Here is a 26,465-nt window from a genome sequence, read left to right as displayed (position 1 = left end):
TGATCTCAATCTATGCAGCCACTGCTCGAAGTAGACCATCTGGTTAAATCCTTCACCCTGCACCTGATCGACGGTCGCACAATTACACCGGTGCGCGATGTGAACCTGACAGTGCATGCCGGCGAACACCTTCTCATTTATGGTCGCAGTGGAATGGGCAAAACCAGCATTCTGAAGTGCATTTATCGCACCTATATCCCCGACGCTGGTCATATCTGGTTTTCCTCAGAACAATTTGGGCGGATTGATCTCAGACTGGCGGCGGACGATGTCATTTTGCATCTCCGCGAACGCGAAATTGGGTTCTGTTCACAGTTTTTGCGCGTTCTGCCACGGGTATCGGCCCTTGACACTATCTGTGAACCGCTCTACCGCCAGGGAATGGATCGCGCCACAGCCAGACACATCGGACAGGAATGGCTGGAACGGCTGGGCATTGCCCGGTCGCTATGGCCGGCCAGTCCGGTCACGTTTAGTGGTGGTGAACAGCAACGGATCAATCTGGGCCGGGCATTCATTGCCCGACCACGGCTGCTACTGCTCGATGAACCTACTGCCAGTCTTGACGAAGGAACTAAACGGATCGTGATTGAGATGATCCAGGCTGCCCAACATGATGGGACAGCGATTATCAGTGTCTCTCACGATCTGGCCGGCCTGGGGGCGTATGCCGACCGTAAGTGGACGTTTAACGAGTGAGGTGGTGTGTGCAGTTTCTGCTAGCGAATGCAACCATCGTATTGCCTGACCGGGTAGTCGATAGCGGATGGGTGCTGGTTGAAAACGGTAAAATCGGCTCCATCGGACAGGGTAGCTATCCACAAACACCGACCGTACCCCAATTCGATCTCAGTGGTTCCTACCTGCTACCCGGCCTGGTCGATCTGCACTGTGACATTATCGAAAAACTGGTACAGCCGCGTCCTGGGGTTGAAATTGAGGTCGGGATTGCGATCCACGCTGCGGATCGGCTCTTACTCGGTTGTGGCGTCACCTGCCAGTTTCATGCGCTGTCACTGGATGATGCTGAATTTGGTGTCCGGAGCGAACGCTTCGTCTACGATTTTCTTCACCGCCTGTCCAGCGAACGGCACTGCGGGGCACGGCATCTGGTACACGCTCGGGTCGAAATCAGCAGTGATCGCGGCCTGGTTGCCCTCAAGACGATTGCCGGTCATCCGTTGTTGCGCCTGGTCTCGATCATGGATCACAGTCCAGGCCAGGGTCAATACACAACCGAAGCTGCTTTTCGGGCCTATGTAGCGCAGACGACCGGACGCAGCGCTGATGAAATTGATGAAATTCTGGCCCGTAAACGGGCCGCACAGGCCGACATTCCGTATCGGATTGATCAGGTGGTGCGCATCGCTCGCGATCATGGCTTACCGATAGCCAGCCACGATGACGACTCGCCGGAGCGTATTGCCCGATGGGCAGAATCCGGCATCCACATTACCGAATTTCCAACGACGATGAGTGCAGCGAAGGCCGCCCATACGAGTGGGATGTCGGTTGGCATGGGCGCACCGAACGTTCTGCGTGGCAAATCGAGTGGCGGAAATCTGAGTGCATTGAGCGCGATTGAAGCCGGTGTCGTCGATTGGCTCTGCGCCGACTACTATCCGGCTTCACTCTTACCGGTTATCTTTCGCCTGGCTGATCGCGGTACCCTGAGCCTTCCTGCCGCAGTAGCCCTGGTCAGCTACAACCCGGCACGGGCGGTCGGCCTCGATCACGTCATTGGCAGTATTCAACCGGGACGCAGTGCCGACCTCATCTGCGTGCGCCTGATGCCAGACCCGGTTGTCCAACAGGTCTTTGTCGCCGGCATACCTGTGTATACGTGGACAGAACAACACAACCCCTTACCCTTTGCTCACCACAACCGGCCTGACAGACCACTGCCGCCACCAGGCCCAAACCTGTAACAAGGCCCAACGAATAAGCCCTTCAGGAGCGAACGCACACAACAACGCAACCGGAATGCCACTGAGCCAGCGCCCCCACTCCGGCGGTGGCATTCCATCAATCGCCAGCATACCGGTGTAGCGAATGCTATAGCCGTTGAAGGTACCGATGGCTTCGATCCCAACCAGGGCCAGCCAGAAGATCAGGGCCGAGACACCCCAGCGGCGGGTCAGCGTACCGGTTGGCCACAAGAGCATTTCAAGCAGGCTAATCAGAACATACCCTACACCGAGCAAGATAATAGTGACGTAACCACTACTCTGTAAGGTAGAAATGAGCCAGATGACAAAACGCTGAAAACCTTCACTATGACCGAGCAGCCATTCGGTTATCAAAACATTGCTCCCGAACCACCATAACCCGGCCAGTGGCAGCAGAAGGACAACCAGAAACGGTTTGAGATAACGCATAGACCTGTGTACACGGTATCAAAAGCATTCATCTTGTATCAGTATACTGCAATACCGGTGTGCGATGATGAGGGTATTGCGAACAGATCTGGTATTAGAACGAATACAATCACAACGAGAGCTTTCCATGCATACCCATCACCCGGATCATCGGATAGATCGCGTTTCCAATATACTTTCGCACACCGGTCACTTGCCCACATCACCCTGCACTGCATTGCAGGAAAACACAGTATAATACATAGTAGAATGTAGTTCATAGTCCGTCTACATAACAATGCCTATGTCAGCGCTTACCGACACCCTTGACCGTGTATTTGACCGATTACTCTTCCTCTCGCCACCACCGGCATCAACCGAAGTACCGCTGAACAATGATGTGGGTGACGAGGAAGAAGTAGTGCCGGCAACGCCAGGCGAGCGAGCCTTTAGTTTCTCACTCTTCATCTCAGCGACCCGCTGCACGCTTCAGTATGTGCTGCTACCGGTGGTATTACCGCTGATCGGGTTGACGACTGATATTTCACTCCCCCTCGTTATTGTGCTTGATCTACTGGCAATAACCATGCTCGTGCGCAGTTTACGCTACTTCTGGCAAACCCGTCACCCGCGCCGTTTTGATATGCTCCCACTCTCCAGTGTTATTCTGTTTATCATTCTCTTTTCATTAGGATTCGATGTGTGGCAACTACTGACCTGATCGCCAGAAATGTAGCTGAGCACACCGATGCCTGCTCCTGCTTGATTAACAATTTATTCATGCAGGAGCAGGTATCTATTTCTGTATACACTCTTGTAACGTCATGCAGTAAAAGCGGTATACTCGTGAGGTCGGTAAAGAAATCAGCACATTATCACTGCCAGTATGACTGACAACACTATCTCGTCTCAATTCGATTATGATGACATCGCAACAACCTGGCGAGGTTTGTTGGAATGTATTGCTGAAATCATTGTTATTCTTGATATTGATCATACTATTCGTTTTGTTAACCAATCCTTTATTACTCTACTCGACTACGAACCGATTGCGCTTCTTAACCGCCACTTCTGCGAATTAGTGCATCCTGACGAATCCACTGCTGTCGAACAACATCTCAGTCAACTGACAGTCGGTCAATATCAATCTCAACCCTTGCGGGTGCGGTTGCAGCATCACGACGGGAGCTGGCGTATCTTTGAATTGCGGTCGTGTAATCGCCAGCAACATCCCGGCATTAACGGCATTGTGCTGAGTGGCTACGACATCACCCCATTGCTGGCTGCCGATTATGCATTACGTAGCCATCATGTGTGCTACCGCCAGCTCCTCGAACTGGCACCAATGATGATTATCATCAGCAGCCTGCCTGATGGAATTATCCGCTATTGCAATCCCGCCGGCGCACGCATTTTTGGTGTGAACACCCCTGAAGAGCTGTTGAACCGTCCGATTACCGAATTTTTGGCTGCTGACGAACACGCGATTATGTGGCAACGCCGGCAGGCATTACGCAACGGTCAACCTCTTCCTCCTATGCTCTATCACATCTATGCCCGCGATCATGTGGTGCGTGCAGTTGAGGTACAGGGAGTTCTGATCGAAGGTGCAGGCGAACCGCAAGTACTGTCTTTTGGCTACGATGTCACCGACCGGATTGAAGCCGAGCGTCGCCTCCACCTGCAAGTCCACGTCTTGTCCCAAATCAACGAGGCGGTGATTGTCACTGATCGCAGTGGTGCAATTGTCTATTTGAATGACATGGCCGCCTATCTTTACGGCGTCAATCCCGCCGAGGTGCTGGATCAACCGCTTTCACGCCTGTTTGTCGCTGAGCCATTACCCGCGCAGACCGTCGAATGGAACCCGCTCAGCCATACGCCAGGATGGCGCGGTGAACTCCTGCACCGCTTACCCGATGGTCGCACGATCATCGTCGATGTCAGCATTGATCCGCTTCACCACGATGAACTGGCAAATGGTGGTACGCTGATTGTTGTCCGTGACATTACCAGCCGCAAACAGGTTGAGGAGCGCCTCCGCCTGCTCGAGTCGGTTGTGATCCATACCAATGATGCTGTACTGATCCTTGATGCAGAGCCGTTATATTCACCCGGGCCATTTATTCGCTATGCGAACGCAGCCTGTAGCCGCCTGACCGGCTATGCCACCCATGAGTTGATCGGACGTAGCCTGCGCATTTTGCACGGCCCCGCTACCGATGTGATGAGCCTGCAAACTCTATGGCAGGCAATGGAACAGCGCAAACCGATTCGCCTTGAATTGCTCTACTACACGCGCATCGGTGAACCAATCTGGGTTGATCTGAGTCTGTCACCGGTCACCGATGATTATGGACAAACTACCCACTTTATCGCGTTACATCGTGATATTAGTGCGCAGAAACTGGCAGCATTCCTCGAACATGATCGCTCAGAAATCCTGGCGCTCCTCCTGCAACATAGTCCAGTAACCACAGTTCTGACCAGGCTGGTGGAGTTGATCGAACGGCAACGACCGCACTGGCTGGTATGGGTAGGCATTGACGGGCATGCAACAGCTTCAAGTGAACGACTACTCGATGAAGCTGAACGCCTTGAAGCACGCATTCGACAATTACTTGCCCATCACCATCGCACCACAACCCCAATCTCGATTAATGTACATACCCACTGGACTGAACTGAGCCAGTACGGTGTTACCGGCTGCTGGCTCTGGCCACTCGCCGGTGATGATGGCGCACTGGCTATCTTCCACACCCAAACCGACTGGATGCCAGAACGTGATCAGTCGCTGCTCCGTGTTATTACCGATCTGCTCAACCTGATCGCCGATCATACCCGACTGAATGCCCAACTCCACTATCAGGTGCGCTACGATCCTCTGACCGGTCTGCCGAATCGCCATCTCCTCCAGGAGCGGATCGAGCTGGCATTGCGTGATGCACGTGAACGCCGACATACGGTTGCTTTGCTCTTCATCGATCTCGATGGCTTTAAACAGGTGAATGACTCGCTGGGCCATCCGATTGGTGATCGCTTCCTGAAACACGTCAGTCAGGCATTTGCCGCCTGCGTCCGTCCACAAGACACCCTTGGTCGGATGGGTGGTGATGAGTTCTTGTTGCTGATGCCCGATTTGCCCGATGCCCGGCTGGCCGATATTGCAGCTCAACGTCTCCTCGATGCATTGCAGACGCCGTATATCCATGAAGGACAGGAGCTGCGTTTGACCGCCAGTATCGGTATCAGTCTTTTTCCACGCGATGGCGTCGATAGTGTGACGCTGCTCAAAAATGCCGACAGTGCAATGCATCGGGCAAAGGAATTTAAACGAAGCGGGTTTTTACACTACCGGCCCGAACATAGTCGCCGTGCTCATACCCGGCTGGCACTGGAAGTTCAATTGCGGCGCGCCATTGAACGTCAGCAACTGATCGTCTACTACCAGCCACAGTACGATCTGGTTACCGAACAGGTTGCCAGTGTCGAGGCACTGGTGCGCTGGCATCATCCACAACGCGGACTGATCCCACCGGGTGAATTTGTCCCTATTGCCGAAGAGAGTGATCTGATCATCGAGATCGGTTCCTGGGTGTTACGCGAGGCATGTCGCCAGGCTATGGCCTGGCACAAGGCCGGCTACCCTCTCTTGCGCATCAGTATCAATGTGTCGGCCCGGCAGTTACTACGACCCGAGTTTGTCTCTGAAGTGGCTGCGATCTTACATTCCAGTGGGCTGCCGGCAAACTGGCTTGAGCTGGAGATCACCGAAGGAGTGATGCTCGATGACCCAATCTATGCTGCCCGCCAGATTGATCAGTTACGTCAACTTGGTATACGTATCGCGCTCGATGACTTCGGTACCGGCTACTCTTCACTGGCCTATCTGCGCCAGCTTCGCCTCGATGCACTGAAAATTGATCAGGCGTTTGTGCGGGCCATCGACGAGCAAAGCAATATGGTCACCAACAGCCGTGCACTCCTCCGCGCAATCATCAACCTGGCCCACAGCCTGGGTCTGGCAGTGATCGCCGAGGGGGTTGAGACACCTGAACAACGCTCGGCGCTGATCAGCATGGGTTGCGACATCCTGCAAGGCTACCTGTTTGCGCATCCACTCCCGGCAGATGAGGTCTGGCCTACCATTTTGCGCTTACAGAATGGTCGTGCCCCGGCAGATTAAGTAGTTTACCAGAAGTTACCGCTCGTGATCGCACCGTCACACTAACGGTGACCTGTGTGCAGAGACAAAGAACGGCGTTTCCACCGGGCAAGCCGTTATGGAAACGAGCAGCACCTGCATCCATCTGCGCTGAAATCATCCACTGGATTGGTTGCCTTTCCCTCTCGTCATGCGCGTGCCGCACAGTTTGGCGTGCGGCAGCCATGCTGCCGCGCCAGCCGTACTCGCGATCCGGCGCCTAGGGTAGCGGTACCGCTGCGGGTCGAGGGTGCATCTGCGCCGGAGGGAATACTGCTGCCCAGACCGGATTGCCTGTGACGCATCATTTGGCGTGCGGCAGCCATGCTGCCGCGCCAGCCGTACTTGCGATCCGGCACAGGTCACAGCGCGAACCATGTCGTTACGTGACTCTCGTCTCAGGCACGGAGACACCACCGCTCTGGCACATGACCGACCGGCCATGCTTCCACATACCCGGTTGGACTGCCGACAAGCGACACACAACCATCACCCCGTCACTCCCTCACCCTCTACCGGCACCGGTATCTGAGCCAGAATCTGTTCGAGAATGGCGGTCGTCGTCTGCCCACGCAGACGCGCCTCGGCGGTCAGAATGAGCCGATGGTTAAGCGCCGGTACCACCATCGCCTTCACATCATCCGGCAACACAAAACTGCGTCCCGCCATCGCTGCTCGCGCCTGTGCCAGATGAGCGAGCGCCAACGAACCACGTGGACTCGCACCGAGTTCGATCTCGGCCCGCTCACGGGTCGCCCGCGTGATCGCCACCAGATACTGCCGTACCGGTGGATTGATCGCAACCCCACGCACCGCTTCCTGCAACCCTCTGACTTGCTCTGCACTCACAACCGGCGCTAACGACAGATTACCCGCTGGTGTCAGCGACCGCTGCACAATCTCTTCTTCTTCCACTGCACTCGGATACCCCATAGCGACCTTGATTAAAAACCGATCAAGCTGCGCTTCCGGCAACGGAAAGGTACCCTCCAGCTCTATCGGGTTCTGCGTCGCAATCACCAGGAAGGGACGCGGCAACGGGCGCGTCTCACCATCAATCGACACCGTCCGCTCCTGCATCGCTTCGAGCAGCGCACTCTGAGTGCGCGGCGTGGCCCGGTTAATCTCATCGGTCAACACAATCTGGGCAAAGATCGGACCGGGACGAAACTGAAACTCACCGATCTTTTGGTTGAAGAACGATAGCCCGGTTACATCAGACGGCAACAAATCCGGTGTAAACTGAATCCGCTGAAACGTACATCCCAACGTACCGGCCAGCGTGCGCGCCAGCGTCGTTTTACCAGTACCCGGCACATCTTCAAGCAGCACGTGACCTTCGCATAGCAAAGCGGCCAGTAACAAATCAATGATCGCTTCCTTACCGACAATAACACGGCCAATTTGCTCACGAATCGCGGTCGTGACCCGATGAATCTCGGCAATTGCTGTTTCGGAAACTGTTGACACAACGAATACCCCATTCCAAATCGAATACCAGGGTTGCCCACAAGACATGCCTGGAGCATCGGCATTATACTCGCTCTTGCGCAATGTGTGCCTCGCTAGTGACAATACCGTATGCTACCTTCCCCACGGCATCGTCACATAGTACCCATCAGTTCCCCCCAAACCGGTCGCAAATATCGGATGACCGGTTGTTACCAGCGCCCGTGAGCCGGCAGGAGTGAAATTCATCGCCACCGCAATCCGATCTGCGGTTATCACTATGTATTCTTTCCAGGTGTTAAGCCGGCCTGATCCAGCACCGGCACCGCAATGCGCTCTACACGGGCCTCTGCCCCCAGCCCACCCCTCAGAGCGAGAGGGTTGCACCAGCGAATCGCATCTTTGCCATCACGACACGTTTCGTTCTTTCCAGATGTTGAGCCGGTTTCATCCAGCACCGGCACCGCAATGCGCTCTACACGGGCCTCTGCCCCCAGCCTACCCCTCAGAGCGAGAGGGTTGCACCAGCGAATCGCATCTTTGCCATCACGACACGTTTCGTTCTTTCCAGATGTTGAGCCGGTTTCATCCAGCACCGGCACCGCAATGCGCTCTACACGGGCCTCTGCCCCCAGCCCACCCCTCAGAGCGAGAGGGTTGCACCAGCGAATCGCATCTTTGCCATCGAAACATGTTCCATACGTGTAACCCAAGTTGCCACCTACACGGTGAGCAGGCACGGAAGCTGACTGCCAGGATCGGCGCTATGTTGCCCTCAACACCGTGTGGCATTACCGCATAAACGATGTGAGGAGCAGCCAGTTCTTATGGACGCACTTCATCACGCCTCATGGTAGCAAACCAGGTTATGCACATCCTCTGTGTCCTCCGTGTCTCTGTGGTGACAAAGGTAGCAACTTGAGTTACGTGTAGTATAACCCCCGGACTGGCAAAACTACCCTTACTCTGGTATGATGAAAGCATCAGTGATGACACCCTTTCCTGCTGTCATCGCCACAACCAACCGTCATCACTACGGTTTTGGGTAAGACGAGAAGAGGAAGGAGGGAAGACATGGCACAGACTACGGAATTTGCTACCCGTATAGACATTCCCGTCGAGCGCCGTCGCTCGCTGATTACTATGCTCAACCAACAACTGGCTGACACCTTCGATCTGATGAGCCAGGCCAAACAGGCGCACTGGAATGTCAAAGGGCCACAATTTCTGGAACTTCACGAACTCTTCGACGAGCTTGCCGCTCGGCTGAATGGGTTTGTCGATCTGCTGGCCGAGCGCATTACCGCATTGGGCGGGATGCCGCTAGGTACCGCTCGCATGGCTGCTGCCGCATCGCGGATACCCGAATACCCCACCGATATTACTGACGGCCTGAGCCATGTGGCGGCGCTCGCCGACAGGTTTGCCGCATATGCCCAAACCACCCGCCAGGGGATCGATTTTGCGACTGAGCTAAGCGATCAGGCAACGGCTGATTTGATGACCGAGATTGCCCGTGCTATCGATAAAGACCTCTGGTTCCTTGAGGCACATCTGCAAGGATAACAGCGTACACCTACGGTCTATCAGTGCCATGACGCTGTTATGCGTCGTGGCCCTGATCTGCTCTGCCTGTGCTGCTGCGCCACCTGCACCAACCGCCACCGCCGTGGCATCTCCTGTCGCGATCCGTTCCACACCAACACCATTTCCAACCAACACCGCGATTCCAACGGCGACACCGGCACCAACAGCAACACCCGCTCCCCGTCAGCTTACTGTTTGGGTGGCAGAACCGGTCGCAGCACAGGCCGTTGTCGCGGATGCATTGCAGCAGGCAGCACAGATTGCAGGCATCGAAGTGCTGATCGTTCCACGCGATCCAGACGGCCTCTTGCTGAGTCTGGCTACCGACCGTTTGCTTGGCTTACCCCCACCTGACCTGATCTGGGCCAATCAAGAGGGGCTGGTCGGGCTGTTAGCCGATCAGTCACTGGCGCCATTGGACATCGATCTCCCCGCCGATCTCTTACCCGGCCTGCGCAGCCTTGCCGGTGAATCCACCACGGTATGGGGTGCACCAATCACAGCCCAAGATATGCTCCTCTTGCTGTATCAGCCCGACCGCGCATTGCCGACAACAGCCACCGATCTCGTCACGGCAGCCCAGACCGCACGCACTCCAGAGCGAGCCGGTTTTGTGCAGGGTTGGGGCGCAGCGCGCTGGATGGCCCCGTGGTTCTACGCTGCCGGCGGCTCCTTCACGACTCCCGATGGCAGCGAACCGACGCTTGATACACCGGCAATGACGGCCACCCTGACCCTGCTGCGCGACCTGTACCGGGCCGCGCCTCGCAATGGTGACAGCTACGCCCGCGGTCAACGTCTGCTGGCGCAGGGAATGGCGGCTTACGCGATTGATGGCGACTGGGCATGGCAGACATATCAGACGATCAGTGACACCTTTCAGATTGGAGTTGCCCCATTGCCGGCCTTTGCCGGCGCTCCGGCCCAACCTTTAATCGGTGGCAGTCTCCTGATGCGCCATCGCGCTGGTCAGGCTACCACCACCGATATTACTGCCCTGCTCAAGACCCTCTATCAACCGGAGGTTCAACTACGCCTGAGTGCAGCACTAGGGAGGCTACCCGCCCTGAGCAGCCTGCTTACCGATACCAGCATTCAATCCGATCCACGACGTGCAGCAGCGGCAGTTCACGCTGCAAGTGCCCCTGGCCTACCACCCACACCGGCAGCGCGTTGTGCTATCTTCGGTGTTGAGTCCTACCTGTACAGCGTCACCATCGGCGACATAGCCCTCAACGAAGCACCCGCCCTGATGCAACGGGAGGCGTTGGCCTGTCTACGGCGAATAGTGCAACCATAGCCGGGCCATGAGCGTCATACTGACAGACATGCCGGACTCTTGCAGAGTGCAGAACGAGGCGAAGCAAACCGGGCGCACGGGCCTTTAGCCCACCTGAGTTGACCGAATCGTGACCCTGCACTTCACGGTAAGCATAGAAAGGGAAGGCTATGCATTGCCCCCGCTGCAACACAGTATTACCCGATGATGCTCGCTTCTGCATCGAATGTGGCACTGCGGTACGTGTAGCAACCGGTGAAACCATTCAGCTACCACCGACGGCTGATGCAGCCATTACTTGCCCGGTATGCAGCACCGCCAATCCACCCTATGCGCGCTTTTGCGTGTATTGCGGCGAAGCCATTCAGCGTAGTGCCGGACAACCAGCCAGCAACGTGCCACGTACCGTCTCCCCACCTCAACCACGACAGGCACGTCTCGACGAGTTTGATGCAGGGATTACCCTGTTGCTCATCGGTGCTGCACTCCTGATCCCGGTCATCTTCCGGCTACCACCGATGATCTGGCCCAACTTTCTCATGGTACTCGGCATTGCCCAGATGATCATTCACCTGCGGCGGGGAACACTTACCTCGGGCATTCGTAACGCCATCTGGCTGTTCGGGCTAGGGGTACTGTTTCTCATACCACGACTACTGTTACCCGGTTTGTTCTTGCTCGTTGGCCTCACCCTTCTGCTGGAAAGCTGGCGCTGGACACGCCGGACTCCTTCGTAACAGGATTGTAGGGGCGGGTTCTAAACCCGCCCCTACCGCACCCGCCCCTACAGCCGGGTTCGCCGGACGATCTGCGTCGTGCATAGACCCGATGGCAGGAAACTGTCATGAAGATTTAACATTACCCTACGCTCAGAGTTGCTCTGATGTCATCGCTCAATAGAATAACCGTGCCATCAGACTTCGCCCCACTCTGAACAGAATCAGAAGAGCGACCATGATGGCCGCTCTTCATCGCACCATGGTGCCGGAGACGGGACTCGAACCCGTAAGGGGTTTCCCCCAGCGGTTTTTAAGACCGCAGCGTTTGCCTTTTCGCCACTCCGGCGCACCATACCGTAACTGTTCGGCTTCCCATTATACCACTATTTACGGTAATGGTTGTAACAACTCTCCGGCACACCATCCCTCAATACCGGCACTCCGCACCTGCCACCACGTCAGTCCATCGCGCTCAACCGGGCCGGCAATAATCTCCACCTCGGTTCCGGGTGCCAGAGCAACTCGAACTGCCGCATTGGTCCCCGGCTCAACCCGAACATTGAGAGCAGGTATTTCGCTACTGACAGTCGCTCTCCTTCCAACTGCCAGTCCTGTCGGAGCAGCAGTTGGTGGTGCTTCAGTGGTTGGCGTAACGTCTGCAAATGCAGGCGACGGCGTTTGTCCGGTAATCGGTGTTTCGCCTGGTGCTAATCCCGGAGCCTGACCGGTCGGTACCGGCGACAACCCGCCAACAGTGACCGTCGGCAACACCGATGGCGTTGGGTTTTGCAGGAAGAGGGCAACTGCCATACCGATCACAAAAATGCTCACAATAATCAAGGTGGGAGCAATCCAGCCCGGCACAACCGGCACACGCTCATTGCGAGCCATCGGATCGGACAGACCCCGATCACCGAGTGCCCGGATCCGCCGTGCATCATCGTACTGCGTATGGCGATCACGGAGACGTACCTGCACCGGCTCATCGTCAGGCAGCGTTGTCCGCGCCTGCAAGGGTCGGGTTGATCGAGGGCGATCCGGTTCGGCTGGCGGTACAACCTGCACCCCATACCGGGGTAACAGCATGACCGCCAGCCGCTGATAGGCCGCCAGAGTCTCACCGGTCACCGCCAGATGCTCGCCACGGGCGATCCGACCACGCAGTCGATGCAGACGCTGGACAGCATCAACCTCCTCTGGACTAAGTGGCGCCTGATCAAGCGTCTGCATCGCCGTCAGGACACCGGCAAAAGGGCCGAGCGCTGCCGATGATCTGATGCGCAAAAGGTGAGCACGCAACGTATCCTCAATCGCACCATGCAGGCTGAGCAGGGCCAGTTCCGGTACCTCGCGACGCGCTCGCGCCAGGGTGTATTTTTCCCGCGCCGACTCCATCAGCGTGAGTGGATTGACTGTAGTAGACTCGTCACCGGCCAGCGTCATTGCAGTTCCGCCTCTAACAATTCACGTACCCGCTGGGCATTCGCCTGCCCCTTTGTTGCCCGCATGACCATACCCACCAGAAACTGGATGGCCGTTGTCTTACCCTTGCGATATTCAGCAATCGCTTTTGCCGCTTTTTCATCGGCCAGCGCTGCACGTACTGCTTCCAGCAAGGCGCCATCATCGCTAATCTGCGTCAAACCACGCTCGGCCACCAGTGCTGCCGGATCGGCGCCGGTCGTAAACACCTCCTCGAAGAGCTGCCTGGCCACGACGCGGGTAATCGTGCCCTGCTGTACCAGATCAATGAGCGTTGCCAATCGCTGTACCGGCATCCGTTCGATCAGCACCGTTGCCGGCTCGCCCCGATCCTTCAGCAAACGGAACCCTTCGTTCAACACCCAGTTCGCAACCTCTTTTGCGCCATCAGGACGGTTAACTGCTGCGACTGCCGCCTCGTAATAATCGGCAATTGCCCGTTCCTGCGTTAGCAAATCGGCATCTTGCCACGATAGGCCGTGGGTTGCCATCAGCCGTGCCCGGCGGGCATCGGGCAGCTCAGGTAATTCAGCCTGGCGAGCAGCGATCCATTCTGGCGAAAGCACCAGTGGCGGAATGTCAGGCTCGGGAAAATACCGGTAGTCATGCGCGTACTCTTTCGAGCGCTGCCCTTCGGTACGGCCAAGATCCTCTCGCCAGCCGCGCGTCTCTTGCTCGACAGTACCACCGGCTTCTAAAATGCGGATCTGGCGCTCGATCTCATACGTCAATGCCCGTTCCACAAACCGGAACGAATTGATATTCTTGATCTCAACCTTCGCCCCAAAGCGTTCAGAGCCTGCCGGGCGGACACTCACGTTGGCATCACAGCGCAATGCACCTTCTTCGAGATTACCACTGTTGGCACCAATCCAGACCAGAATTTGCCGAATCTTCTCGAACGTCAGGCGCGCCTCTTCAGGAGTACGAATATCAGGTCGGGTAACAATCTCCATCAGTGGCATTCCACTGCGGTTGTAGTCAATGAGTGAGGCACCGTCAGGACTGTGAATCAGGCGACCGGTATCCTCTTCGATATGCAGCCGCTCGATACCGATGCGACGCACCTCACCGGCAGCAGTCCGTATCTCGATAGCACCATCGCTACAGAGTGGTTCATCGTATTGGGTTATTTGAAAGCCCTTCGGCAGATCGGGGTAAGGGTACGACTTGCGGGCAAAGATTGAGCGCTCGTTCACCCGACAGCCGAGCGCCAGCCCACAGAGCGCTGCAAGCTCTACCGCACGGGCATTCAGTACCGGTAGTGCACCAGGGAGACCGAGACTCACCACCGATACACGTGTGTTCGGCGGTGCACCGGCATAATCGGTACTGCATCCATCGAACATCTTCGAGGCAGTTAACACATGAGCATGAATCTCAAGACCAATAGTGGCGATATACTCTGGCATAGGCTTCCTCGTGTAATGGTACATCGCCTCTATTGTACCCGGTTTTTCGGCTTATGGCGCGACTACGTGGTATATACGGGTAAATGATTGGAGTGCGGAAGCCGTGCTTCCACACCGACCGTGATCGACGCCACGCGCGTGTCGCACCGAGCATCCTGCCGGTCATAGAGAAGTCTTCCTACCTGTCCCCGCCAGCTTGCAGGGCGGGCAGAACGTTCGAGCGTATAGCAGGGATAGGACTTGAGGACGACCAGAACGTCCTCATCCCCGCTCCTTCTCCTGCAGTGCGGAAGTGGGGAGCATTGAGCGCTGCGCCGGAGTTCCTGGTTGCGGTGGACGTTGTGGTTGCTCAACTCAAGTTGTTACGTATGCTGTGAGCAGACCACGGCGGCTGACTGCCAGGCTGAACAGCACGACCTTGCACGCAACACCATAGAGTGTAACCACATGCGCGATGTGAGGAGCCGCCAGTTCCTGTAGATGTCATACGTCACCCCTCACGGTAGCAATCCGGGTTACACCCATTCTCTGTGTCCTCCGTGTCTCTGTGGTGATAAAGGTAGCAACTTGAGTTAGAACTTATGTCATAAAAAGCTGTCCTATCGCGCTCTAATAACCATCTCCAGTGCCATCACGTGCTGCATTGGTTGCCTTGCTCGCCCATCATCCGTGTGTTGCGTCGTTTGGAGTGCGGCAGCCATGCTGCCGCGCCAGCCGTGCTTACGATCCGGTGCGTGGCATGCTGTTGATCCGGCTGGTCACGCGGATGCGGTGTGCCTGTCACGATCCTGGAGTCGGTCGGTAGAATGAGATAACTTCTGGTAGATGTTTTTTGAAACAAGTTCTAGTATAATCCAAGTTGCCACCTACGCTGTGAGCAGACCTCGGCGGCTGACTGCCAGGCTGAACAGCACAACCTTGCACGCAACACCATAGAGTGTAACCACATGCGCGATGTGAAGAGCCGCCAGTTCCTGTAGATGTCATACGTCACCCCTCACGGTAGCAATCCGGGTTACACCCATTCTCTGTGTCCTCCGTGTCTCTGTGGTGAGATATAAGGTAGCAACGAGGAGCCGCCAGTTCCTGTAGATGTCATACGTCACGCCTCACGGTAGCAACCCAGGTTACACCCATCCACTGTGTCCTCCGTGTCTCTGTGGTGATATATTTCGGCACACACAACCTTGCCGCTGCACAACGTGATAACCGATTTCTGGTATAATGACTGGCGAAAAGGTTTTTCACATTATGAAAGGAGGGTTTGCATGACCACCTCCCGGTTACCGGCTGGCGTGACGATTACCGCACCGATTACTCCCGCATACGCCGAGATTCTCACTCCCGAAGCACTGGAATTTCTGGCCACACTCCACCGCCGCTTCAATACCCGTCGTCTGGAACTGCTTGCCCGCCGCGCTGAACGTCAACGCGCAATTGATGCAGGCGAGCGACCGGATTTTCTGCCTGAGACAGCCCATATCCGCGAGAGCGAGTGGACGATTGCCCCCATCCCACCCCAGATTCAGGATCGGCGCGTTGAGATTACCGGCCCGGTTGACCGTAAGATGATCATCAATGCGCTCAATTCAGGGGCAAAGGTGTTCATGGCCGATTTTGAAGATGCCAATACGCCAACCTGGCAGAATCAGGTTGAAGGCCAGATCAACCTGCGCGATGCTCTGCGTCGTACCATTACATATACCAGCCCTGAAGGCAAGCACTACGCCCTGAACAACAATCCGGCCATCCTGTTTGTTCGCCCGCGGGGCTGGCATCTCAACGAAAAGCATATGCTGGTTGATGGTGAGCCGATCTCTGGTGCTATCTTCGACTTCGGTCTCTACTTCTTCCACAATGCCCAGACTGCCATCGATGTGCAGGGTGGCCCCTATTTCTACCTGCCCAAAATGGAGAGCCACCTCGAAGCACGGTTGTGGAATGACATCTTTGTGCTGGCCCAGGAGTTGCGCGGCATTCCCCAGGGAACTATCAAGGCCACGGTCTTGATCGAAACGATTCTGGCGGCGTTCGAGATGGACGAGATTCTCTACGAACTGCGCAACCACTCAGCCGGTCTGAATTGTGGACGCTGGGATTATATCTTCTCGTGTATCAAAAAGTTCCGCAACGACCCCAACTTCTGTCTGGCCGACCGGGCACTGGTTACGATGACTACCCACTTCATGCGTTCATATTCACTGCTGGCGATCAAGACCTGTCACCGCCGTGGCGCCCACGCGATGGGTGGTATGGCGGCTCAGATTCCGATTAAGAACGATCCGGTTGCCAATGAAGCAGCGCTGGCAAAAGTGCGGGCCGACAAGGAGCGTGAAGCCTCTGACGGCCACGATGGCACCTGGGTGGCCCACCCCGGTCTGGTTCCGGTGGCGATGGAAGTGTTCGACCGGCTAATGCCAACGCCGAACCAGATTAACCGTCAGCGTGATGATGTGCAGGTAACTGCTGCCGATCTCCTGGCATTTGGGCCGGAAAAACCGATCACCGAGCAGGGTATGCGCCTGAATATCAACGTTGGGATCCAGTACCTCGGCGCCTGGCTGGCCGGCAACGGCTGTGTTCCGGTCTTCAACCTGATGGAAGATGCCGCCACCGCCGAGATTTCGCGTGCCCAGATCTGGCAATGGATTCGCAGCCCGAAGGGTGTACTGGAGGATGGTCGCAAAGTGACGGTGGAACTCTTCCGGCAGATGCTGCCTGAAGAGCTGCACAAGGTTCGTGAGATACTCGGTCCCGCCTACGAAGACGGTCGCTACGAAGAGGCTGCCGAGCTGTTTGACGAGATTACAACCGATCCAGAGTTTGTGGAATTCCTGACCTTACCGGCTTACGAACGGATTCCGTAACTAGTGTCTGGTAACCTGTCAGAAACGCCATGCAGGGGTAGAGATTGCTCTACCCCTGCATGCTTACCGGATTTAGCCGCTGTTCAGAACCTATGCGAGGCAATCAAGCGGGCAGACGGTGAAGGGACTTGCCTGCCTGGAGAGTAGATCACTTCGCAGGAATAACCGCATCGTTGGTGTGGTGAGCGGACAAGTGTTCCTGAGCCTGTGCGATGGTGGGTAGCACGACCGCACAGCTTTTATGAAATAACTCAAGTTGCCATCTATGCTGTGAGCAGGCCACGGCTGTACAGCACGATGTTGCACACAACACCGGATGGCGTAACCGCATGAACGATGTGAGGAGCAGCCAGTTTCTATGGACGCGCTACGTCACGCCTCACGGTAGCAACCCGGGTTATGCCCATCCTCTGTGCCCTCCGTGTCTCTGTGATCACAAAGGTAGCAACCTGGATGAAATAAGTTCTACCATCAGAGCGTGGAGACTCCCTACCTCTCCTGTAGTAACAACCTCCTGCCCGGATGTTTAAAACCTCTACATTCCAGTCCACCTATTGCCCAGCTTTTGTCAGGTAAATTTCCGCTAGCGACTGTGGGTATCACGTGCTACAATAATGAGCAACCTGCTGCACCTTCACAGACAAGCACCGCATCCACCGATGTGCAGCCTGCTATGACAGTCGGGCGGTGTCAGTGAAGTCACCCGCCCCTACACGACGAGGTGACCTATGACTCATTACTTGATTGCCGGCGCGGCGGGATACATCGGTTCGCGACTGGCAGCGCGTCTCTTAGCCGCCGGCCATCGCGTGCGCGGTCTTGTCTACAGCGCCGAAGATCCAGTTGTTGAACGCCTTGCCGCTCGTGGGATGGCAGTCTGGATCGGTGATCTCACCCGCCCCGAAACCATCGATGGGATTACTGACGAGATTGACGTTGTTTTCAATCTCACGAACCGGATGCCAATCGATAATCCGGCACTGCTACGCGCCCTCTACATTGATGGCAACCAGCATCTGATTGCGATGTCGGTCCGCTCTCGCACGGTGCGTACCTACCTGTGGGCGTCGAGTATCGCCGCCTACGGCGATCACGGCGAGAGCTGGGTTGACGAAGATAGCCCGGTTGCACCCTCTTATCCGCTTGGCTCCATCTTTGCCACCGCCGAACAGACGGTATTGCAGGCAGTACGAGCCTATCGCTTCCCGGCCATTATCTTGCGTATGGCTACCGTCTATGGCCCCGACCGTGATCCACTTGAAGCGATTGCCAGTGGTCAGTTAACGATTTACGGTAATGGACGCAACTTCGTCCCCCATATTCACGTTGACGATGCAGTAGAGGTATTATTGCGGGCTGCCGAAGTTGGTCAAATCGGTGCGATTTACAATGTCGGTGATGACGAGCCACTACGCCTGATCGATCTTGTCAGTGAAGTGCGACGCCGACTTGGGATGTTGCCACCACGCACGTTCGATCCCAATGTCGGGCTGCGCGCCGGTATCGACCGCTCGGTGATTGGGGCATTAACCGCATCGGTTCGCCTGAGTAATGCCCGTATGCGTCACGATTTGGGGATCGAGTTGCACTATCCCGGTCTACGCTACTGGATCGAGGAGCGATTGCCGCTTGAGCTGGCAGTTGGGGTGTGACAGGTGTATCCTTCTGAGACGGGCGGCTGAGTCGCTGTCGGGGAGGATGAATGAACAGCGCGTTTCGTGCTCTCGCGTTATGAGGCTGACCGGCGGGCACCGGCCACGCTTGCCCGCCGGTTCTGTTGCGTTGCTTATGATATCGTCCGTCGCATCATCCACCAACTGTAACCACCCCGCCAGATGATCAAGAGGGCAGCCACCGTCAGAAAGGTTACCAACGCAAAACTGAACGGGCTAGACCGGCCAAGCTGAAACCACCGCAACAAAAGACCAACCGGCAATGCAACCAGCCATGTTCCCAACGACAGCCCGATCATCCGTAAGGGTGGGTGCTGGCGGAGTACTCCTGTCCACGGTGCAACCAGCAGCCAGCCAACGAAGAAGGGCCAGGCTACGCGCACCGCCGCGAGTAGCGGCTGCTCATCGGACAATCCATGCGAGCTGCGCCCCAACAGCGCAAATATGATGAACACCAGTCCATCACCGCCAATCAGTAATCCAAGCTGAGGCCACGATAGTTCGCTGAAACGATGCTTTGTTGTTTCCATAGGATGCTATTCTCGCTATGTCTACTGTCTGAGTGCCTGTAACTGACGTACCAATCCCTGCTGTTGCCAGTTTGCCAGCCGCAAGCGTAAAGCCAGGGCAGTAGCAATATTCCAGAGTACCGCATTTCCAAGCGCCGGATCGTCTTCGGCCAGTGCCCGTAACCGTTCGCGTCGCAAGGCCAGAATCGTTACTCCATCTTCACCGGCCCGCAGATCGGCACTTCGCCTGCCCCCATCGAGGAGTGACATCTCACCGGTAATTTGACCGGCAACAACCGTCATCAACAGGCGTTGACTATCTGGATCGCCCTCCAACGGCGGACTCCAGACCTCTAATGAACCTTCCTGCACCAGATAGAGATCGGTCGATTCCTGATTGGTGCGATCCACCAGAGTGCCGGGTGGATAGCGGCGTCGCTCTAAATGGGCGGCCAGCCGGGTGCGTTGAGCCAGACTCAAACCGCTACCGATTTGCGAGTTCGCCAGAAACTCCGTAATTTGGGTCGTCACCTCGGCAGGCTGCACCAGAATGTCCGGTTCACCAACAATCGAGGGTAAACCCAGGTAACTGGCAATATAGCGCAGCGTCACGTCTGGCGTCTCAAAGTGTGGCCAGTGTCCGGCTTTTGGCACAATCCGCAGATCGGCACTACGCCATTCATCGGCGATCACACCTGCATCACGCAACGGCACCGTATTGTCTTCCGCCCCCCAAATAACCAGCGCCGGCGTCTCCAATTCGCGCAATCGTCCGCTCAAATCCTGATTACGCATCGCCACAAAACATTCGGCCCGCACCCGACCCTGCCCCGGTCGCCGGGCATCAGCCCGCAGCCGCAGATAGTCGGCCTCGCTGATTGCCGAACGCTCGGCAAATGAAGCCGGTTTCATCAGGCTGTCGGTAACATAGAGCATCGACGGCTCAAGCAGCGCGAGTAGTCGGCTAAAGAGCGGAAAACGCTCAAGCATGGTGATCGGTGAGACAAAGGTGTTGATCCAGAATGATAACCGCCCGGATATGGTCGGGCAGAGCAAGACCATCCGATCAACTAACTGGGGAATCTGCAACGCCAGTGTCGCACTGATCATCCCCCCCATCGAATGACCGACCAGCACCGCTGGATGTTCGCTCAAGCCGGTTATCAGGCGACCGATGATCTGCGCATAGCGACCAATTGTCGCTCGTTCACGCAACGGTGGCGATTCACCATAGCCAGGGAGATCGACGGCAATGCAGCGAAAACGCCGACTCAACAGTGGAATCAAAGGCGACATCGCGAACGATGAACTTGACCAGCCATGGATCAGGATCGCCAATTGGGCATTACGCGGCCCGGTATCAATGGCATGGATTTTCGCGCCGTCGATTGAAAAGATTTCCATAAGTCATGCTCGCTGCGTTATGTCCGCTTTTAGTGGTATCATATCAGTATACGCATTATTTCGTCTACAGCAATTGTGCCGGATTTTCAGCGCTGTACGCATTACAGGACGCTTGCAAATGAGTGACCAGCCAGTCTCGCAAACCGCACCTCCCCTCTACATTGTTTCCGGCGGTGCCGGCGCCGTCGGCGAGCAGGTCGCCCGACTAACCCTTTCGCAGTTTGAAGGGGCTGAAGTGCCCTTAATTATTATCCCTAATGTGCGCGACCTGAGTCAGATTGCCGAGGTGGTTGAACGAGCAGCTCATCAGAACGGAACGATTCTGCATACGCTGATGGAACCCTCTCTCCGTCGTGAACTGATGCGGCTGGCCCGTGAACGTGGTGTCGCCGAGATCGATCTGGTCGGTAGTGTATTGTCGCGCCTGGCCACCGTGTTGCGCAAAGAACCGCTCGGAAAACCCGGCCTGTACCAGCCCCGCCGCTCGGCCTACTTTGAACGACTCGATGCGATTGAATACACCGTTGCGCACGACGACGGTAACAAACCTCACGAGCTACATCAGGCTGATATTGTGCTGGTCGGTATCTCTCGTGTCGGCAAAACCCCGCTCAGTATGTATCTGGCCGTGTTGGGCTGGAAAGTTGCCAATGTCCCCCTGGTTCGCGAAGTACCACTTCCGGCTGAACTCTTCCAGGTCGATCCCCGACGGGTGATTGGCTTAATCGTGGAAGCCGAGCAGATCACGGCCCGCCGCCGCTGGCGCCAGCGCCGGATGGGGGTCAGTATTGGCGGCAATTATACCAGTCTCGATGCAGCTTACGACGAAGTGGAATGGGCCAGAAGAACGTTTCGGCAGCACGGCTGGACAACAATCAATGTCACCGACAAATCGATTGAGGAAAGTGCTGACGAGATTATCACTCTGATCTCACGCCGCTTCAGCCAGCTTCCCTGAACGCAGGTCAGGATTGGTGATGGGTGTTGCTTCTGCACCGACCACACCTATCAAGTGCGGTCGGTGCGCTCGTCGCTGTGCTACATCACGGCGATCCGATCTGCGCGACTAAAAAGCCACTCCCTAACGGATCACGCGGATCGACAATAAATTCGCTTCGCCCGATCACAAATGCCCGGCCACTCACTTCGGGGATAATGGCGGGGTACGAACCGACCTGGGTACAATCCACCACCCGCCCGCTAAATGTGCTATGGCGGCCCAAAATGCTCTCGATCACAATCTCCTCGCCGGCGGCTATTTCGCCTTTGGCATAGTGAATAGCCAGGCGCGCCGAAACGCCCGTACCCGTCGGTGAACGATCTACTTCAGCATTGGCAAATACGCAGATATTGCGACTATGGTGAGCGGCATCTTCGGGCTGGTCGGTCAAGATCGTACCGTACAGAAAACCCAGGTCTGGATCGTGAGGATGATGGAGCGGTAGAACATCGCTCACCGCCCGCTTGATTGCTTCACCTGCCACAACCAGCGCCGCTGTCTGTTCTGGGGTTACCCGAAGCCCAAGCTGGGCTGCCGGCAGAACGGCATAAAACGCCCCTCCCCACGCCACATCGCACACCACCTGACCATAACCCGGTACATCAACCTGTAGATCGCGTGCATATACAAATGATGGGACGTTACGAAATGAGACCCGGATTACTCTGCCGCTTTCAAGGTGCGCGGTTGCCTTCACCAGCCCGGCAGGTGTATCGAGAGTGACCATCGCCTGATCACCTTCTCCTACCACCGCGCCACTCTCGACCAGCACAGTGACGAGCGCAATAACGCCGTGACCGCACATCGTGCTGTACCCTTCGTTGTGCATAAAGAGCACGCCAGCGTCGGCTTCGGCACTCACCGGCGGCGTGATCACACAACCGTACATATTGAAATGACCTCGCGGCTCCCACATCAATGCTCGCCGGACATGATCGAGGTGATCGCGCATAAAACGACGGCGTTCGAGGATCGTTGTCCCGATAATGTCTGGTAGACCGCCGGTGACAATCCGTAACGGCTCACCGGCAGCATGAGTCTCGATGGTCGTCAACCGTAACGTATCTGGCGGAAACCGCAACCGATCCCAATCTAACTTCATGGAATCCATCTCCCTTCTCTAACAGAAACAGCACGTTGCACCGGATCATCCCCTGCTTGTCTGAGGGTATGCGTAGTCGCTTGCACGTCGTTGCACAAGGCAATAGACGGCAGACCCTGCCACCGCCGGGGCAATAGCGCGGATGAGGTGGTTGCAATGAGTTGAACTCATCACAAACATCAAGAAACAGCAAAACCACGCTCTCACCCGATCTCGCTTGCGCACCAGTCATACAGCGTCCAGAAGCCATGCCTGAACACGCACCGGATTGCCACTTCCCTTGACCATACGATTGGTTCATTGTATGATAGCAAACACATTCTCGCCACCGGTAAAAGAGTCCATACAACACACTGTTGCGCTGCGACGCACAGGTAGATGGTCAATACATCTATCTTTCGACGCCTGGCAACGCATCACGAGGGGTAAAAACCTTGCGTGAGGCTGGTTGAGCCAGTTGGGATGCGATCAGACGTTTGGATGTATTCGGAACGAGAACGGTTTGTGGATCATATCCACATTGCATATTTCAGAGCGTACCACAGTTGTGATACTGTACGGTACAGTTGCGTTATCTACCATTGTATTCTCGTACTATTTCCCTACCATGAAGGCGAGGCGAAGCCGGCTAAACAACATGAAACCCAGGTATAGGTGGCGGAAGGAAGGGTTTTTGTGTGTTACGCAAGTCGCGTAGCCCGGCATCACTATCACTGCAAGCTCACCAGGACTTCACAAAGCTGCCTTGTTCAAGGAGGAAACAGGTTATGACAAAGAAGTGGGTCTACCTCTTCCGGGAAGGAAATGCGTCGATGCGCGATCTCCTTGGCGGGAAGGGGGCAGGTGTCGCCGAGATGACACGAACCGGGGTGCCAGTTCCACCCGGTTTTACAATCACAACCGAAGCGTGCAATGCCTATTACGAAAACGGCCAGCAGTTCCCCGAAGGCATGTGGGAACAGGTACTGGAAGGCTTGAAAGATATCGAGGCGCAAACCGGCAAACGGTTTGGCGATCCGTCCAACCCTCTCCTGGTCTCGGTGCGGTCAGGCGCCAAGTTCTCGATGCCGGGTATGATGGATACGGTACTCAACCTCGGTCTAAACCAGCAGACTCGCGAAGGGCTGGCGCGCCTCACCAATAATCCCCGGTTCGCCGCCGATGCCTACCGCCGCTTTGTCCAGCTCTTCGGCAAGATTGTGTTGGGTGTTGACGGTGATCGCTTCGAGCACGAGATGGACGAAGCGAAAGGTCACGGTCAACGCCAGGACACCGATCTAACCACCGAAGAGTTGTTGGCGCTGGCCGAGAAGTTCAAAGCGATCATCAAGGAAGATGTTGGTGTCGATTTTCCCGAAGACCCCTTCGAGCAGTTGCGCGCAGCGATTGCCGCCGTGTTCCGCTCATGGAATGGACGGCGCGCTGTCGATTACCGCCGCGTTAACAAGATTCCCGATAATCTCGGCACGGCAGTCAATGTCCAGGCCATGGTCTTCGGCAATATGGGGAATGACTCGGCAACCGGCGTTGCCTTCACCCGCAATCCCAGCACCGGCGAGCCGGAAATTTTCGGTGAATATCTGGTAAATGCCCAGGGTGAAGATGTCGTCGCCGGTATTCGCACACCACAGCCGATCAGCAAACTGGCCCAAGAGATGCCTGAAGTCTACGAGCAATTCCATCAGATTGCCAAGCAGCTCGAACGGCATTACAAAGACATGCAGGATGTCGAATTTACTATCGAGCGTGGCAAGCTATGGATGTTGCAAACCCGTACCGGCAAACGCACCGGCGCGGCTGCGGTGAAGATCGCCGTTGATATGGTCAACGAGGGCTTGATCGACCGGGCAACTGCTGTTCAGCGGGTTGATCCGCATGCACTCGATCAATTGCTCCACCCCATGATCGATCCTGCGGCTCGCAAGGACGCCCATCCTCTGACTGTTGGCCTACCGGCCTCACCCGGTGCTGCGTCCGGTAAAGTGGTTTTCGATCCCGACGAAGCCGAGGAGCTGGCCAAAACCGGCGAAAAGGTGATCCTGGTGCGCGTCGAGACTGCACCCGAAGATTTTCACGGCATGGTGGCCGCGCAGGCTATCCTGACCGCCCGCGGCGGCATGACGTCGCACGCTGCCGTGGTTGCCCGTGGCATGGGCAAACCGTGCGTTGCGGGTGCCGGTGATTTGCGCATTAGCTACGCCGACCAGTTAATGACCGTGAATGGGACAACGATCCGCAAAGGCGATTGGATTACCCTCGACGGCGGTAGTGGTGAGGTCTTCGCCGGCAAGATGCCGACGGTGGAACCCGAACTTTCGGGCGATTTTGCCACCTTGATGTCGTGGGCCGATGAATTCCGCAAGCTCGGTGTGCGGGCCAATGCCGATATTCCGCGCGACGCCCGTGTTGCCCGTCAGTTCGGTGCCGAAGGGATCGGTCTCTGCCGGACTGAGCACATGTTCTTTGAAGGTGACCGGATCGATGCCATGCGCGAGATGATCCTGGCCGACACGGTAGAAGAGCGTCGGGCTGCGTTGGCCAAGATCGAACCGCTTCAGCAGGGCGACTTCGAGGGTCTGTTCCGCGAAATGGCCGGTCTACCGGTGACGATTCGCACCCTCGACCCACCGCTGCACGAATTCCTACCCCATGATGACGAAGAGATCGAGGCGCTGGCCAACAAGCTAGGCGTCGATCCGCGCAAGGTCAAGGCCCGGGTTGAAAGCCTGCGCGAGGCAAACCCGATGCTGGGTTTCCGTGGTTGTCGGTTGGGCATCCTCTACCCCGAAATCACCGAAATGCAGGCACGGGCGATCTTCAAGGCGGCTGTCAAAGTCAAGGCGGAAGGGATCGATGTCCATCCCGAAGTTATGATCCCACTGGTCGGCCATGTGAGCGAGTTGAAGCTGCAAGAGGAGATCGTGCGTCGGGTTGCCGCCGAAGTCTTTGCCGAAGCCGGGATTGAAGTTCCCTACCTGGTTGGCACGATGATCGAGCTGCCGCGGGCTGCGCTGGTGGCTGATGAAATCGCTCAGGTGGCAGAATTCTTCAGCTTTGGCACCAACGACCTGACCCAAACTACGCTCGGTCTTTCACGAGACGACTCAGGGCGCTTTTTGCCGATCTATGTCGAAAAGAAGCTGATCCCCGATGATCCGTTCCAGACCATTGATCAGCGTGGGGTCGGGCAACTGGTGCAGATCGGTACCGAACGGGGCCGGTCAACCCGACCTGATCTGAAGGTCGGTGTCTGTGGTGAGCACGGCGGTGATCCGGCCAGTGTCGAGTTCTTCCATCGGGTTGGCCTGAACTACGTCAGTTGTTCACCGTATCGGGTGCCGATTGCTCGACTGGCGGCTGCCCAGGCCGCACTCGGTGAAGCAAAGCGCGACAAGTAACGGGACTGTTGCGCCCTCTTTAA

19 protein-coding genes and 1 tRNA gene are annotated in these 26,465 nt (G+C 56.4%); 11 read left to right on the top strand and 9 right to left on the bottom strand.

Going from position 1 to position 26,465, the window contains the following annotated elements; translation table 11 throughout:
* Positions 1 to 12: 12 nt before the first annotated feature.
* Together CAUR_RS15710 and CAUR_RS15705 are read left to right on the top strand one after the other, a co-directional pair.
* Positions 13 to 699: a phosphonate C-P lyase system protein PhnL gene (locus CAUR_RS15710; protein WP_012258833.1), complete on the top strand. Its 687-nt coding sequence runs from the start codon at positions 13 to 15 to the stop codon at positions 697 to 699.
* An 8-nt stretch (positions 700 to 707) separates the two neighbouring features.
* Positions 708 to 1,928 carry an alpha-D-ribose 1-methylphosphonate 5-triphosphate diphosphatase gene (locus CAUR_RS15705; RefSeq protein ID WP_012258832.1) on the top strand — a complete coding sequence of 407 codons (1,221 nt, stop codon included), beginning with the start codon at positions 708 to 710 and terminating at the stop codon, positions 1,926 to 1,928.
* Here CAUR_RS15705 and CAUR_RS15700 read toward each other — a convergent pair.
* Positions 1,866 to 2,378, bottom strand: a complete 513-nt coding sequence (locus CAUR_RS15700; RefSeq protein ID WP_012258831.1) for a hypothetical protein — start codon at positions 2,376 to 2,378, stop codon at positions 1,866 to 1,868. The two genes, CAUR_RS15705 and CAUR_RS15700, sit on opposite strands and share 63 nt — an antisense overlap.
* Positions 2,379 to 2,661: 283 nt before the next feature.
* Here CAUR_RS15700 and CAUR_RS15695 point away from each other — a divergent pair, with 283 nt between their 5' ends.
* Together CAUR_RS15695 and CAUR_RS15690 are read left to right on the top strand one after the other, a co-directional pair.
* Complete coding sequence (locus tag CAUR_RS15695; RefSeq protein WP_015909334.1) at positions 2,662 to 3,078, top strand: hypothetical protein; 417 nt, start codon at positions 2,662 to 2,664, stop codon at positions 3,076 to 3,078.
* Between the two features lie 165 nt (positions 3,079 to 3,243).
* Complete coding sequence (locus CAUR_RS15690; protein ID WP_012258829.1) at positions 3,244 to 6,543, top strand: sensor domain-containing protein; 3,300 nt, start codon at positions 3,244 to 3,246, stop codon at positions 6,541 to 6,543.
* A 507-nt stretch (positions 6,544 to 7,050) separates the two neighbouring features.
* Here CAUR_RS15690 and CAUR_RS15685 read toward each other — a convergent pair.
* The gene (locus CAUR_RS15685; protein WP_012258828.1) at positions 7,051 to 8,079 is read right to left on the bottom strand and encodes an AAA family ATPase; all 1,029 of its coding nucleotides are present in this window, start codon (positions 8,077 to 8,079) and stop codon (positions 7,051 to 7,053) included.
* A gap of 66 nt (positions 8,080 to 8,145) precedes the next feature.
* The gene (locus CAUR_RS15680) at positions 8,146 to 8,289 is read right to left on the bottom strand and encodes a hypothetical protein (protein ID WP_157866462.1); all 144 of its coding nucleotides are present in this window, start codon (positions 8,287 to 8,289) and stop codon (positions 8,146 to 8,148) included.
* Between the two features lie 795 nt (positions 8,290 to 9,084).
* Between CAUR_RS15680 and dps the strand changes: the two genes are divergently transcribed.
* The 3 genes from dps (at position 9,085) to CAUR_RS15660 (ending at position 11,613) form a co-directional block, all read left to right on the top strand.
* Positions 9,085 to 9,576, top strand: coding sequence for a DNA starvation/stationary phase protection protein Dps (gene dps, locus CAUR_RS15670; RefSeq protein ID WP_012258826.1), 492 nt, complete (start codon positions 9,085 to 9,087; stop codon positions 9,574 to 9,576).
* A gap of 28 nt (positions 9,577 to 9,604) precedes the next feature.
* The gene (locus tag CAUR_RS15665; RefSeq protein WP_012258825.1) at positions 9,605 to 10,897 is read left to right on the top strand and encodes a sugar ABC transporter substrate-binding protein; all 1,293 of its coding nucleotides are present in this window, start codon (positions 9,605 to 9,607) and stop codon (positions 10,895 to 10,897) included.
* Between the two features lie 149 nt (positions 10,898 to 11,046).
* Positions 11,047 to 11,613, top strand: a complete 567-nt coding sequence (locus tag CAUR_RS15660; protein ID WP_012258824.1) for a zinc ribbon domain-containing protein — start codon at positions 11,047 to 11,049, stop codon at positions 11,611 to 11,613.
* 242 nt (positions 11,614 to 11,855) lie between these two features.
* On the opposite strand, the gene CAUR_RS15655 is transcribed toward CAUR_RS15660, so the two are convergent.
* The 3 genes from CAUR_RS15655 to gatB all read right to left on the bottom strand — a co-directional run bounded on the left by CAUR_RS15655 (position 11,856) and on the right by gatB (position 14,489).
* Positions 11,856 to 11,941 (bottom strand) — tRNA-Leu (locus CAUR_RS15655).
* A 41-nt stretch (positions 11,942 to 11,982) separates the two neighbouring features.
* Entirely contained in the window at positions 11,983 to 13,038 is a 1,056-nt protein-coding gene (locus CAUR_RS15650; protein ID WP_012258823.1) for an SH3 domain-containing protein, read from the bottom strand.
* A complete protein-coding gene (gene gatB / locus CAUR_RS15645; RefSeq protein WP_015909331.1) occupies positions 13,035 to 14,489 on the bottom strand; it encodes an Asp-tRNA(Asn)/Glu-tRNA(Gln) amidotransferase subunit GatB in 1,455 nt (484 codons plus the stop codon). Before gatB ends, CAUR_RS15650 begins: the two co-directional genes overlap by 4 nt.
* Positions 14,490 to 15,757: 1,268 nt before the next feature.
* Between gatB and aceB the strand changes: the two genes are divergently transcribed.
* Together aceB and CAUR_RS15630 are read left to right on the top strand one after the other, a co-directional pair.
* Complete coding sequence (aceB, locus tag CAUR_RS15635; protein WP_012258821.1) at positions 15,758 to 17,356, top strand: malate synthase A; 1,599 nt, start codon at positions 15,758 to 15,760, stop codon at positions 17,354 to 17,356.
* A 728-nt stretch (positions 17,357 to 18,084) separates the two neighbouring features.
* Entirely contained in the window at positions 18,085 to 19,008 is a 924-nt protein-coding gene (locus tag CAUR_RS15630; RefSeq protein WP_012258820.1) for an NAD-dependent epimerase/dehydratase family protein, read from the top strand.
* Positions 19,009 to 19,142: 134 nt separating this feature from the next.
* Here the strand turns inward: CAUR_RS15630 and CAUR_RS15625 are convergent, their stop codons facing one another.
* Together CAUR_RS15625 and CAUR_RS15620 are read right to left on the bottom strand one after the other, a co-directional pair.
* Positions 19,143 to 19,559 (bottom strand): DUF3054 domain-containing protein, encoded by a 417-nt coding sequence (locus CAUR_RS15625; protein WP_012258819.1) that lies wholly within the window; start codon positions 19,557 to 19,559, stop codon positions 19,143 to 19,145.
* A 21-nt stretch (positions 19,560 to 19,580) separates the two neighbouring features.
* A complete protein-coding gene (locus CAUR_RS15620; RefSeq protein ID WP_012258818.1) occupies positions 19,581 to 20,942 on the bottom strand; it encodes an alpha/beta fold hydrolase in 1,362 nt (453 codons plus the stop codon).
* A 118-nt stretch (positions 20,943 to 21,060) separates the two neighbouring features.
* Here CAUR_RS15620 and CAUR_RS15615 point away from each other — a divergent pair, with 118 nt between their 5' ends.
* Complete coding sequence (locus CAUR_RS15615; RefSeq protein WP_012258817.1) at positions 21,061 to 21,900, top strand: pyruvate, water dikinase regulatory protein; 840 nt, start codon at positions 21,061 to 21,063, stop codon at positions 21,898 to 21,900.
* 85 nt (positions 21,901 to 21,985) lie between these two features.
* Here the strand turns inward: CAUR_RS15615 and CAUR_RS15610 are convergent, their stop codons facing one another.
* Positions 21,986 to 23,044, bottom strand: coding sequence for a proline racemase family protein (locus tag CAUR_RS15610; RefSeq protein WP_012258816.1), 1,059 nt, complete (start codon positions 23,042 to 23,044; stop codon positions 21,986 to 21,988).
* 767 nt (positions 23,045 to 23,811) lie between these two features.
* On the opposite strand from CAUR_RS15610, the gene ppdK reads away from it, so the two are divergent.
* Positions 23,812 to 26,442 (top strand): pyruvate, phosphate dikinase, encoded by a 2,631-nt coding sequence (ppdK, locus tag CAUR_RS15605; RefSeq protein ID WP_012258815.1) that lies wholly within the window; start codon positions 23,812 to 23,814, stop codon positions 26,440 to 26,442.
* Positions 26,443 to 26,465 lie beyond the last annotated feature (23 nt).

The sequence above is a fragment of the Chloroflexus aurantiacus J-10-fl genome (genome assembly GCF_000018865.1).
GTDB classification, from domain to species: domain Bacteria; phylum Chloroflexota; class Chloroflexia; order Chloroflexales; family Chloroflexaceae; genus Chloroflexus; species Chloroflexus aurantiacus.
This window is presented reverse-complemented; position numbering and strand designations above follow the sequence as displayed.